Raw genomic sequence first — 12,839 nt, 5'->3', positions numbered from 1 at the left:
GAAAAGCGGCGCAGCGATGCGTTACATATCTAGCTTGCCGACGCGGCCCCATCCGGGCCCTGCTTTCGGCGCGGACAGTGAAATGAGAGGTGACATGTCGACCCTGCAAGCAACCCGCTCCCCGGCACCCTGGGCCGCGGACTCGGGCTATCTGTACAACGCCGCCGGGGAAGACGGCCCGGTTGCCACGCTGATCCTCGCCCACGGTGCCGGGGCACCGATGGACAGTGACTTCATGAACGCCATGGCCGAACGCCTGGCGCTGCAGGGTATCGCCGTGCTGCGCTTCGAGTTTCCCTACATGGCCCAACGGCGCCTGGACGGTGGCAAGCGTCCGCCGAACCCGCAGGCCCGCTTGCTGGAATGTTGGCGCGAGGTGTACGAGGGGGCGCGGCGGCAGGTCCAGGGGCCGCTGTTCATCGGCGGCAAGTCCATGGGCGGACGCATGGCCAGTCTGCTCGCCGATGACCTCGGCGCGCAGGGGCTGGTGTGCCTCGGCTATCCGTTCTACGCGGCAGGCAAACCGGAAAAACCACGGGTGGCACATCTGGCCGATATCGCCACGCCGACTCTGATCGTGCAGGGCGAACGCGATGCCCTGGGCAATCGGGAGACGGTGCCGGGTTATGCGCTGTCGGCAGCGGTGCAGGTGAGCTGGCTGGCAGCGGCCGATCACGATCTCAAACCACTGAAGGCCAGCGGTTTCAGCCATGAGCAGCATCTGGACACGGCGGCGCGGCAAGTCCACGACTTTATCCGGCACCAAGGAGCGTAAAACGCCGGTTGCCTGGCTTGGGGCAACCGGCGTGGGTGGTTTCAGTGCGCGCCGAGACTGACCACGACCTCGGTGGCGGGTGAGCGCTTCGACCAGTTGCCGACCACATCGCGGATCTCATAACGCACCGGCAGGGCGCTGGCGTTGCCGGCGGCCTCGATGATTGGCGGCGGGATCGGGATGACCACCTCCAGTTCCAGGTCCGCTGCCGTCAAGGCCGGGTGGTGGATGCTGTGCTGATCCCAGGCCACGCTGATCCGATCGCCTTCGCTCATGTGCGGGTAGGGCGCGACGATCACGCTCACTCCCTGCGGATTGACGATAACGCCGGATGGCTGTACCCGTGGCGGGCGCAGGGCTTCGTTCTCATAGGGTGTCGCCGGGTCGATGTCGACGCCGCCGGGGGATTCCAGTTTTACCCGGATGCAGGTGATATCGGACTCTTCGGCAGTGCCGCCGGGAAACGGCGTGAAGCGGTAGCGAACCGGCAGCGGATCCTTGGCTGACTCAAGACTTCGGGTGTCGACGGACAGGGTCGCGAAACCATTGTCCGGTGGGGCATCCAGGGGATGCTCGTAGCTGACGGTCGGCTCCGCGGCGTGTCCCCAATACAGGTCGATACGATCCCCGGGTTTGAGGTTCAACGGCCCGACCAGCACGGCCAGGGGTTTTTCCGGGTTCTCGACGTCGATGGCACCGACACCGGCGGGGTTGGCGCTGAGGACCAGGGGGCGGTCCAGGTTTCGCGCTTGGATGGGCTTGGACATGATGAGGTCTCCGGGGGAAAGGGGCGGGCGGATCATGGGTGCAAGGCTGCCGGACAGACGCCGGCCACACGCATGTCCACATAGGCGTTTTGCCGTTTCGAACGACCGGTTCCGGTCACGCTGTCGACGCTGAACGAGGCTTCCGTGTGGCCATAGCAGGTGGCGTCCAGCACTGTTCGCGGAATCCGCAGGTCGTAGCCGTTGCGGGTCTGTTCCTCGGTCAGGGGCTCGGAGGTGTGCGGCCACTGGTTTTTCGGGTTGCCGCCAATCAGCTGGTCGAAGCCTTCGTAGAGAAAATGGATGACATCGCCTGCCTTGATATTCAGGTACGGGGCAATGTGGACCGGCGCGCCGTCCTGGCCGTTGACCGGGTTGATCGCGCCATGCTCGTTCAGCTCGGTGAACACTGGGGCCTCCGGTCCGACCGGTCCTCCGGGCAGTTCCTCCCGGGAGCGGACGATGATGCTTTGCTCCAGCGATCGCGAGGTATTCGGATTGCCGGCCTGGGTGACGCTGTACTGCACGCGGATATCGGTGCCGGTGCCCAGCGGACGGAAGCGGCTATTGAGGACCGGGCGGTTCAGGTCGCGGGCAGCGGCGACATCGCTGGCGCTGATGGGATAAGGCGGTTCGAACATTGGTTGTCCGCCCCAGTACAGCTGAATCAGCTGCCCTACGCTGAAACCGGGATTCCAGGCAATGACCGCGGTTGCATCGCGTTCGAAGTCGTTTTCATCGATCAGGTTGTCCGTGGCCCCGGGCGAGGCGCCGCGAATGACGGGGCGTTGCATGTCGCCGGGCACCGGCAGCCTGGCCCTGACGACGATATCCAGTGGCAACGAGTAGCCGATGGGACGACCGTCACGGCTGAGGTCATAGCTCAGGCGGATGGCATCGTCGCCGGCCTGTTCGATACTCTCGAAGGCTACGTCGATGCGCAGGATGATCGGTTGGCCGATGGACTCGGCGTCGAAGGGACCGAGGGGCACGCTGCCCCAGTGCAAGAGGATCTGGTCGCCGGCTTGCGCCAGGTCCGAACTGGGAATCCACACTTCGATACCAGCTTGCGCCTGTTCGTGGTCGATGGGCTCGATATAGCCGTCGATGATCGGCGCGGGGAGGTCTGTCACCGGTTCGTTGAGTAACAGGAGCACATCGATGGCGGTCGAATCCTGGGAGATATTCCCGGCCCGGTCCGTGACCGAATAGAACACTGGGCCGTTGAAGTCGTCCAGGGATTCGAGAAAGGCGCGGGGAAACTCGATGATGACTTCCCGGGGTTCCTCCATGTCATCTTCCTCGACCTCGCCGCCGGGACCTTCGGTGGCGCCCCAGAAGGTCCTGACCCGGTCGCCGATGGCGAAGCCGCTGTAGCCGTGGACGGTGCCCGGCAATACATCGCCCAGTTGCGTCAGTTCTTCCGAGGTGAGGCCGTCCTTGACGGCTGGGGGGAAATCAAGGGGGGCGAGGGTGGTGGGATAGCCGGGGGCGGTGGTGTCGATTTCGAGGGGGTAGGGGAACGAGTCTGTGTATTCTTCGCTGAGTGAATCGGTGACACGATAGGCCAGTTGATACTTGCCCTCGATCAGTGCTTCGACGGGAATATAAAGTTCCAATGTATCACCGGGTTTGTCTTCGGCTTTGATGAGCTCGCTATCACCGATCGGTACTTCGTTCCAGAGCAACTGGTAAGTTTCGCTGGTTGAAGGATTGTCCCAGACTTTGAAGGTGACAAGGACCGGAGCATTGAGTGCACTGATGGGTAACAAGCCATCTTCGAAAGCGGCGGGAACATCGGGGTGATCGAAAACGGGCGTGCTGGAAGTTGTCAGGGTCATAGTCATTTCCTTGTTTGAATGCGGCCTTCCAGAGAAGGCCGCAGGCACACTGAGGCGCTTGATAAGCGTTAACTTATAAAGGGCTTGTCGAGTTTTTCGGTGGGTGTAACTTTGTAGTGTTAACTGCAACCTATGCCGGGCCGGTTCATACTGACCGGGGCCGAACCGGGCAGCGAGTTGGCCGGTTCCTGATTATGTTCAGGGCGCGGTTCGACCCGATAAGTGACTACTGCATAGCCTTTGCAAATGCTGATCAAGTTGGCCAGTGGAATCTGAAAGGTCAGGCCGGTGTCGATATTGGTCGGGTTGATGGTGTCGGTCTTTTCCCAGTGGGCTGCCGGGATGGGCGTTCCATCCAGCTCGAACCCATCGAACGTCAGGGCAATGTCGTGGTAGAGCTTGATGTTGTCATATGGCCTGACCAGTACCGGCGTGCCGTCCGGATTCAGGCCGGGAATCACATGGCCGGCGTCGGACAGGCGGGTGAATACCGCTTCCAGAAGGCCAAGCTCGCCACCGGGTTGTTCCATTTTCGAGCGCACCACCACCGCTTGGGTCGGCGCCGGTGCCGGGTTGGGGTTGGTGACGCGGGTGACGGTGTAGGTCACCGGGATGGCGGCACCGGTACCCTCGAGTTTGATGACCAGGTTGCTCACTGGAATGTCGATATCGACACCGGCATTGAAGTCCGCCTGGGTGATCTGATACCACTGATCCACCACTTGCTGGCCCCAGCGCAGGTTGATGTAGTCGTCTACTCGCAGGCCGTTTACCCAACGGAAGATGGCCCGCCCATCCAGCTCATAGTCGTCCGGGTCGATGAAGTTGTCCTGGCGGTTGGGGTTGTCGCTGGTGCCCTGGATCGTCAAGGGCTGCAGGCGTTCCTCCGGGACGGGCAGCGTCAGGTAGACCTCCACTGGCAGAACCAGCGAAGTACCGACCAGTTGGCCGTTGCGGCGCACTTCATAGTGGACATTGACCGTGGCCTCGGGGAAGCGGTTGATAACGTCGAATTGCAGGACTGGCGAAAGAATCGGATCGTTGTCTTCCTCGCCGTCCTGGACCGGAATGGCCGGCAACGGGTTGCTGTCGCCCCAGTAAAGTGTCACCAGATCCTCGGGCTCGGCGCCCAGGTAATGGGGAATGTCGACGGTGACGCCCGTGATCGCGTCGCTGTAACTGATCAGCCCGCCTTGCCCGGGGCTGGCCTGTTCGACGATAGGTCGCGGCAGATCGTCCGGGATCTCGGCCAGCAGCAAGCGGATCTGCCGCGCCAGGGAGGGCGGCGAGACGTTGCCGGCGCGGTCGGTGATGATATAGGTCACATCCGACAGGGCGTTGCCGACCTGGGACTCGACGTTTTCAAGAAAGGCGCGACTGAAGGAAAGGGGGACTTCCTCCAGCTCGATATCGTTCGTCTGCACGGTGGCCGTGGGACCTGGGATGTCACCCCAGAACGTCTCGATGAAATCACCCTCATCCATGGTGCTGTAGCTGCTCACGATGACATCGAGTGTATTGCCCAGCGCGGTCAATTCCGCCGAGGTCAAGCCATCATCGACCTCCCTGGGGAAGGCCATTGGGCCATGGCTCGGCAGGCCTGGACGGGTGGTATCGATCTCGATCAGGGTGTCGAACGAAGGGGTTGTCTGTTCACTTTCTTTGTCATAAATCTGATAGCGAAGCTTATATTTTTTATCGGTTGGATTCGCTGGATCATTCTTTTCAACCAGCAGTTCCACAGGAATATCCAGGCTCAGGCGGCGCTCCGGGTTTGACAGGTCATCTTCCAGGACATCGGTGGGAGTGCCAATGGCATTATTATCCCAGAACAATTGATAGGTTTGTTCGGTGCTGGCGTCATCCCATAACTGGAACGTCACGGGAAGTGGTGCATTGAGTGCACTGAGGGGGAGCAGGCCGTCTGGAAATGCGCCCTCTACATCTGGTTTGTCCAGGTCCTTGTGATGGGCTCGGATGTAGTTGTTTTGCGTGAGAATAAGGCGTTTCTTGTTCGTGCACATATTTCTATTCCTGATTGACGTGAATAATGACAGGGCGACTGACTGTGTCGGATGTTGATAAGTCAATGTCGAGTCATTTCGAGTTTTATCGATAGGTGTTTTCCTATCTGGGTTTCACGTAATAGGGGTTTTTGAAGGGTGTCAAGTGTTGTTTCTGGTTTTTTCATGAAAGTAAATGCGTGAAGAATGAATGCTCTGTAAGTTAATGTCTTGTGTGATTTGGGAAAATTCCGACTTTTTTGACGGCCTTTTTTAATATTAAATCGTGGTCGCCGCTCATCAAACTATGAGTTCTTGTTGTTTGGTGGAGAGGAAGTAATGCTACGCACGACTTATCGATTGACCCCGTTCTGCTATCGATATAAAAGCCTCGGGAAAGTTGCTTGCTTCATGGGCGCTGTGTTGGGAGCCCCGGTGAGCCTGGCGCAAGATTCGTCGGACAGTGAAACCCAGGGAGTAGTGGACAATCGCCGGGAAACGGTCTCGGCCGAGAGCGAGGTCACTTCATGGCAGGTGTTCAATGGCGGCATATTGGAAATTGTCGACGGAGGAGCGGCAACTAGCATCAGGGCCGATGGCCCGACCTCTCAGGTGAAAGTCAATGGGGGGCAGGTCACCGAAGGGATCCACCTGGCTGCCGCGAGGGCCACTCTCGATAATGCGGATATCCGCAACGATACCGGGACGGCACTGGTGCTGAGCGCCGTGACGTTCGCGGGTACGACCACCGGCTCCCGGGCGGATATCCGGGGCAGTATGCTGTCCGGGGCTGGGATAGGGATTGCGGTGGCGACTCAGGGGCAACTCAGCCTCGACAATACCCGGGTGATCGGCAGTGGCGTTGACGGTGTCGGCGGCGTGGGTATCCGCCTGCTCGGCGCCACGCTGAACATGAGCAACAACAGCTATGTGCAGGGCGATTCGATCGGCTTGCAACTCGATGGCCGAACCGCAGCGCCGGGACAACCGATCGTTCCCCGGGAGGCCGACATCGTGGTCGACAACTCGACGATAGAAGGTCTTGCCGGCCCGGCCATCTCGACGGAGAACGGCACGATTGCGCGGATCACGGTGCAGAACGGTACGAGCCTGCTGACCGGCAACGGCATTTTGCTGGATGCCACGGGCGCCAGCACCGTCGGCTTCACCGCTGACAACAGCCTGCTGCGCGGCGACCTGGTGGCCGACGACACCAGCACCCTGGATGTCACCCTGCAAAACGGCGCGCGACTGTTCGGCAACCTGATCAACAGCAACAGCGTGGCCATCAACAGCAACGCGAATTGGACGCTGGCTGGCGATGCCGAGGTCAAGTCGCTGGCCATGGACGGTGGCAGCGTGACGCTGGGCTCGGCCGAACAGTTCTACACCCTGTCGTTGGGCGAGCTGTCCGGGACCGGCCTGTTCAATATGCACGTCAACCTGCTGGACAACAGCGGCGACCGCCTGGATATCAATGGCCAGGCCAACGGCAACTTCCTGCTGAATGTCCAGAACACCGGGCTGGAGCCCAACTCCCCGGAGATCACCCCCCTGCACCTGGTGCATACCGAAGGCGGCGATGCGCTGTTCGAGGTGGTCGGTGGCAGCGTCGACCTGGGCGTCTATTCCTATCAGTTGGAGAAGCAGGGCGACGACTGGTTTATCGTCGGTTCCGGCAGGACCATCAGTCCCTCGACCGAGGCCTCACTGGCGCTGTTCAGCGTCGGCCCGACCCTCTGGTACGGCGAGCTGGCCACCTTGCGCAGCCGCATGGGCGAAGTGCGCACCAGTGGCGAGGGTGGGGGCTGGATCCGTGGTTACGGCAACCAGTACAACGTCACCGCCGAAGCGGGCTTCGGCTACAAGCAGCGCCAGAGGGGATTGTCTTTCGGGGTCGATCTGCCCGTACCGGTGAGCGACGGGCAACTGCTGGTCGGGGTCATGGCCGGCCACAGTCGTTCCGATCTGAGCCTGAGCCGCGGCACCTCCGCCACGGTGGACAGCTACTCCCTCGGTGCTTACGGCACCTGGCTGCGGGAGGACGGCTATTACCTCGACGGCGTGCTCAAGTTGAACCGCTTCGATAACCAGGCCGATGTCTCGATGACCAACGGCACCCGGGCCAAGGGCAGCTACGACAACTTCGCCTACGGCGCTTCGCTGGAGTTCGGCAAGCACATCAAGTTGCGTGACGATGTTTTCGTCGAACCTTATACCCAGCTGTCCTCGGTCCTGGTCAAGGGCGACAACTACCAACTGGATAACGGCCTGCGCGTGGATAACGGGCGTACCGTCTCGGTGCTCGGCAAGGCCGGCGCGACCCTGGGGCGCAACCTCGAACTGCGCGACGGCGGTTTGCTGCAGCCGTACCTGCGGGTGGCCATGGCCCATGAGTTTTCCCGCAACGACAACACCGTGAAGGTCAATGGCACGGCCTTCGACAACAACCTGTTCGGCAGCCGCGGCGAATTGGGGGCGGGGGTCTCCGCTGCCTTGTCGAAGAACCTGCAGCTGCATGCGGACTTCGACTACATGAAGGGCGAGCACATCGAGCAGCCCTGGGGAGCCAATATCGGCCTGCGCTACGCGTTCTGATACCGCTGGTCACTGAGGACAGCGTTTACCGAAGCCCTTGACGGAGAATCGTCGAGGGCTTTTTTCATCGCTGGCGCTCAACGCGCGGTGACGGTTGCCCGTGAGGAGACATAGACATCGGCGGGTAATGAGGTGATCCGCCCCAGCTCGCTGATCACCTCATAACGCGCGCGGCCACGACCATGTTCGATGGCCATCAGGCACGCCAGCGGCACGCGGATCCGGCAGCCATTGCGCAGCTCGTGCTCGCTGACCCGGCGTTCGGCGCTGAAGGTCGCGGCGTCGATCTCGTTGCCCCCGGTGAGGGCGTCGAAACCGCAAAAGCGCAGGACGACCCGGTCGCCGACTTTCATGTTGCGATAGGGGCTCACCAGCACCACGGTGCCCTCCGGGTCCTTGCGCGGGTCCACTACATTCAGCACGTTGGCCCCGGTGAACACCGGCTCCATCAGGCCCGCCGAGCCGCCCGGCAGCTGCATCTGGAAAATCACCGCGACCGATTGCTTGGGGGAGTAGGAGGTGTTCGGATTGCCCTCCCGGGTCACGGTGTACTGCACGTTGATCGCCACGCCGCAGCCCTGCTCGACAATCAGGCTGCTCGGTACGTTGATTACCAGATAGCAGGCGGCGTCGACATCCTTCTGGGTGATCGGGCGTACCAGCGGCCGGCTGGACTGGCCCCAGAACAGGTTGAGCTGGTCGCCGGCGCGGAACGCCTTGCGCCAGGCAATGACCGCGTCGGCCGAGAGTTGCGCGTTGTCTTCATCGAGGTAGTTGTCCTGCCGGCGGCCATTGGGGTTCTTGCCCTTGATCAGCGGCGCGGCCAGCGCCTCGTTGACCACCGTCTGCGGGGTCGGGTCCTGCGGGCCGGGCAACTGCAAAAAGACCTCGAGTTCCAGCTCCGCTGAAGTAAACACCTGGCCATTGCGCCGCACCTGGTATTTGACCCTGGCCGGGCCGTCGCCGTGGCGGGAGATCACCAGATAGCGCGCCACGACGTTCAGCAGCAACGGCTTGTCCAGTTCGTGCGCGCTGATGACGCGCCTGGGGGCGGCCCGTTCGTCGTTCCACAGCACGCAGATTTCGTCACCGATGGCGACATGGGTGTAGGTGGGAACCGCGATCTTCACGCCCACGCGGGCATGGGCGTCATGCACCCGGCCATGGTCGAGCTGCAGGGCAATGGGCGCCTGCAGGTTGGCCGGTACTTGCTGCAACTGCAACTTGAGCATGACCGCTTGCGAGCGCACTGAGGTATTGCCGGCGCGGTCGCGGACACTGTAACTGAGGGCGAACTCGCCATTGCCCAGGCGTTCGAGGAAGCTTCGCTCGACGCTGAGCTGGATTTTGTCGCTGCCGAGTTCATCGGCCCGGACCCGATGCGTGGGGCCGGGCTGTTCACCCCAGTAGCTTTGAATCACATCGCCCCATTGCATGTCGAAGTAGCCGGGGACGGTGACGCTGAGTTGGTTGCCCAGTTCGACCAGTTCAGGGTCGGTCAGGCCGTCCCGGGCGACTGGCGGGAGGATAAGGGCCGCCAGAAGAGCGCCGCCGGGAGGGCGGCGATCAATGATAATGGGGGTGGTTTGAGACATATAAGCTATATCGCTTGAACCTGCCATTATTCGGTAACCGAGTTGATACGTTCCTTCGACGGCGAGTGTGGCGACAGGGATGTGCGAATAGAGGATATCGCCAGGTTGCAGAGCGGGCGCAAGTTGAATGGGTTCGCCAATCAATGAATGGTTCCAGGTGAGTTGATAGGAGTCATCGGGTCTTGCATTTGGCCAGAGCGGTAAAGACACCGTGATCGGCGCGTCAAGTTCGCTGGCCGGCAGCAGCCCATCCTCCGGGGCGGCTTGCTCGACACGTGGGGCGATAAGGTCCTCTTTCATGAAGCGAGACTGTAGAGTGTTCACTAGATCCATCATAAGGATAGTCCTGCTATCTAATTGAGTGTTGTCAGGTGTTTTCACGGTCAGACGCTTTACCGATTATTGTGAGTATTTGGCGTCGTCACGTGTGGGGCTGGCAAATAAGGCATGAAAATCTCAAATGGGTAGTAACTATCTATGCGATGTCATGCCGGAGTCTCAACGAATAGCAAGTGCGATGGCTTGTCAAGAGTTTTGCGTGAGTGGATTTAATAGGGTGTTTTGTGTCAGTGCAAAGTTTGCAAATGTTGGGATATTTCTTACTTTAAAAAAGGAACCTGTTCGCTTTTCTTTGGGTAATAAAAAACCCGATGACTATTAATCATCGGGTTTTGTACGGCTCTTTAACGATCAGCGGTTAAAGCGCTCCACCAACGAATACTGCGTGTTGGCCGTGCGGGTCAACTCCTCGCTCAAGTGCGCGGAGTCGTGCGCCTGTTCCGAGGTCTGGTCGGCCAGTTGCGCAATGGTGCTGATGTTGCGGCTGATCTCTTCGGCCACCGAGCTTTGCTCTTCGGTGGCGGCGGCGATCTGGGTGGTCATGTCGGTGATATTGGCCACCGCTTCGCTGATCCCCACCAGTGCGGCATCGGCTTCCATGACCCGGGCCACGCCTTCCTGGGCCTGGCGGTGGCCGGCGTCCATGGTTTGCACGGCATTGCCGGCGGTCTGTTGCAGCTTGGCGATCAGGGCGTGGATCTGCCCGGTGGATTCGCTGGTGCGTTGCGCCAGTTGCCGCACTTCATCGGCGACCACCGCAAAACCACGACCCATTTCCCCGGCGCGGGCCGCTTCAATGGCCGCGTTCAAGGCCAGCAGGTTGGTCTGGTCGGCAATGCCCTTGATCACATCGACCACGCCGCCGATCTCGTCGCTGTCCTTGGCCAGTTGCGTCACCGTGCTGCCGGTCTCGCCGACCACCACCGACAGGCGCTCGATGGCCTCGCGGGTTTCGCCGGCGATATCGCGACCGCGACCGGTCAGGCGATTGGCTTCCTGGGTCGCATCGGCGGTGCGCTGCACGTGGCTGGCCACTTCCTGGGTGGTGGCGGCCATCTGGTTGACGGCGGTGGCCACCTGCTCGGTTTCCTGGCGCTGGCGATCCAGGCCGGTGGAGCTTTTCTGGGCCAGTTCGTCGGACGTCTTGGCCTGGTTGGTCAGGTGTTCGGCGGTGTCCTGCAGGCGGGTCAGGCAGGTTTTCAGGCGTGCCTCCTGGCTGAGGATGGACATTTCCAGGCGGGCCTGGGCGCCCCGGCTGTCGGTGTACATCTGGGCGATCAGCGGGTCGGAGGTGGTCTGCTCGGCCAGGCGCAACAGGCGCTTGAGACCGCGCTGCTGCCAGCTCAGGCCCAGCAGCCCCAGCGGTACCGAGACCGCCGCGGCGAGGGCGAAGCCCCAGTAGGAATTGAGCCAGACGCCGATCAGGAAGCTGACCTGGCTGACCAGGATGAACGGCAGCCAATCCTGCAGCACCGGCAGCCACTTGTCGCGCCGCGGGATGGCCGACTTGCCCTGGTTGATGCGCTGGTACAGCGCCTCGGCGCGGCGGATCTGCTCGGCACTGGGCTTGACCCGCACCGACTCGTAGCCGATCACCTGGTTGCCTTCGAAAATCGGCGTCACATAGGCGTTGACCCAGTAATGGTCACCACTTTTGCAGCGGTTCTTGACAATGCCCATCCATGGCAGGCCTTGTTTCAGCGTGTTCCACATATGCGCGAACACCGCGGTCGGAACGTCCGGATGCCGCACCAGGTTGTGGGGTGCGCGGATCAGTTCTTCGCGGGAAAATCCACTGATCTCGACAAAAGCGTCGTTGCAGTAGGTGATCACGCCTTTGGCGTCGGTAGTGGAAATCAACCGTTGCTGAGCGGGGAAGGTGCGTTCGCGTTGGGTAATGGGTTGGTTATTACGCATGGTTTTTCAATCCGCAAGGCTTTGACAGGTTTTCGGCAAGGCAGGGGAAATATTGAATAGTTTTTTCAACTTTCAGCGCCGGTTCACATGTTGGTCCTTGCGCACTCGTACTCGTCCTTGAATACGAGTCGAATACGCGTGAAGTTAACGAGCTCATTTTCCGTTTTGGGGTCTGACAGAACGAAAGCACCCATTGGGTACTTCCGTTCCATTTATCACGGTTGCAACATCGGATAAGTAAAGAATACGAAGTGCAATGTATTGAGCGCGACATGGGTGGCGATGGCTGCGGCCAAACCGCCAGAACGGTAGGCCAGACCATAGCCGACACCGGCCAGTGTCGCCAGTAGCATCCATTGCCAGCCGGCACCCAGATGCGTCAGCCCGAAGATCAGCGCAGCGCCCAGTAGCGCCAGGGCCTGCCCCTGTGGCAAGGAGCTGAAGCAGCGGCTCAGGCCGCCCTGGATATAGCCGCGAAACAGGACTTCCTCGACCAGGCTCACCAGCAGCAGGTTGTTCAGCAGCCAGAGTCCTCCCTGTTCGGGCCATTTCGGCGCCCAGCCGACGATGCCCAGGGTGATGGCGCCGCCCAGGGCCAGCAACGATGTCACCGCCCAGGCAAGCGCCGTGGTGCTCAGCACCCGTCCCGGCGAGCGGCGATTGACCAGCCACGGGCAGACCAGCAGCAGCCAGAAGCCGATCAACGGTTTATCGAGGTTGAGGTACATCGTGAAAGGCACGGCGTCCGGGGTGAAACGCACCGCGCTGATCATCCGGCCATTCTCGAAGCCCGGCAGCCAGTGCAGGGCCAGGCCGATGGCGACCAGCAGGAACAGGCCGTGGCCCAGGTAGCGCACAGGGCGATTGCGCTGCTGGAGTGCCGCGGCACCAGCGGCCAGCAGCAGGGCGAAGGCGATCAGGCTGGGCAGAGCCAGATGGCCCACGCTCAATGCCAGGGCATAACCAAGGGAAAGCAGGGCCAGGTAGGCCCAGGGTAAAGCAGGCAT

At 61.1% G+C, this 12,839-nt stretch carries 8 protein-coding genes; 2 read left to right on the top strand and 6 right to left on the bottom strand.

The window, feature by feature from the left end:
- Positions 1 to 94 precede the first annotated feature (94 nt).
- Positions 95 to 775, top strand: coding sequence for an alpha/beta family hydrolase (locus tag UCMB321_RS06055; RefSeq protein ID WP_040064638.1), 681 nt, complete (start codon positions 95 to 97; stop codon positions 773 to 775).
- A 41-nt stretch (positions 776 to 816) separates the two neighbouring features.
- Here UCMB321_RS06055 and UCMB321_RS06050 read toward each other — a convergent pair whose 3' ends face one another.
- From UCMB321_RS06050 to UCMB321_RS06040, 3 genes are all read right to left on the bottom strand, one after another.
- Positions 817 to 1,542 carry a hypothetical protein gene (locus UCMB321_RS06050; RefSeq protein ID WP_040064637.1) on the bottom strand — a complete coding sequence of 242 codons (726 nt, stop codon included), beginning with the start codon at positions 1,540 to 1,542 and terminating at the stop codon, positions 817 to 819.
- Positions 1,543 to 1,574: 32 nt separating this feature from the next.
- Positions 1,575 to 3,380, bottom strand: a complete 1,806-nt coding sequence (locus UCMB321_RS06045) for a hypothetical protein (RefSeq protein ID WP_040064636.1) — start codon at positions 3,378 to 3,380, stop codon at positions 1,575 to 1,577.
- Positions 3,381 to 3,499: 119 nt separating this feature from the next.
- Positions 3,500 to 5,404, bottom strand: a complete 1,905-nt coding sequence (locus UCMB321_RS06040; protein WP_040064634.1) for a hypothetical protein — start codon at positions 5,402 to 5,404, stop codon at positions 3,500 to 3,502.
- Between the two features lie 414 nt (positions 5,405 to 5,818).
- Between UCMB321_RS06040 and UCMB321_RS06035 the strand changes: the two genes are divergently transcribed.
- Positions 5,819 to 7,981, top strand: coding sequence for an autotransporter outer membrane beta-barrel domain-containing protein (locus UCMB321_RS06035; RefSeq protein WP_245220730.1), 2,163 nt, complete (start codon positions 5,819 to 5,821; stop codon positions 7,979 to 7,981).
- A gap of 77 nt (positions 7,982 to 8,058) precedes the next feature.
- Here UCMB321_RS06035 and UCMB321_RS06030 read toward each other — a convergent pair whose 3' ends face one another.
- The 3 genes from UCMB321_RS06030 to UCMB321_RS06020 all read right to left on the bottom strand — a co-directional run bounded on the left by UCMB321_RS06030 (position 8,059) and on the right by UCMB321_RS06020 (position 12,839).
- Positions 8,059 to 9,576: a hypothetical protein gene (locus UCMB321_RS06030; protein WP_245220729.1), complete on the bottom strand. Its 1,518-nt coding sequence runs from the start codon at positions 9,574 to 9,576 to the stop codon at positions 8,059 to 8,061.
- Positions 9,577 to 10,266: 690 nt separating this feature from the next.
- The gene (locus tag UCMB321_RS06025; protein ID WP_040064630.1) at positions 10,267 to 11,832 is read right to left on the bottom strand and encodes a methyl-accepting chemotaxis protein; all 1,566 of its coding nucleotides are present in this window, start codon (positions 11,830 to 11,832) and stop codon (positions 10,267 to 10,269) included.
- A gap of 215 nt (positions 11,833 to 12,047) precedes the next feature.
- Positions 12,048 to 12,839, bottom strand: coding sequence for a CPBP family intramembrane glutamic endopeptidase (locus UCMB321_RS06020; RefSeq protein WP_040064629.1), 792 nt, complete (start codon positions 12,837 to 12,839; stop codon positions 12,048 to 12,050).

This window comes from Pseudomonas batumici, from assembly GCF_000820515.1.
Lineage (GTDB): Bacteria > Pseudomonadota > Gammaproteobacteria > Pseudomonadales > Pseudomonadaceae > Aquipseudomonas > Aquipseudomonas batumici.
This window is presented reverse-complemented; position numbering and strand designations above follow the sequence as displayed.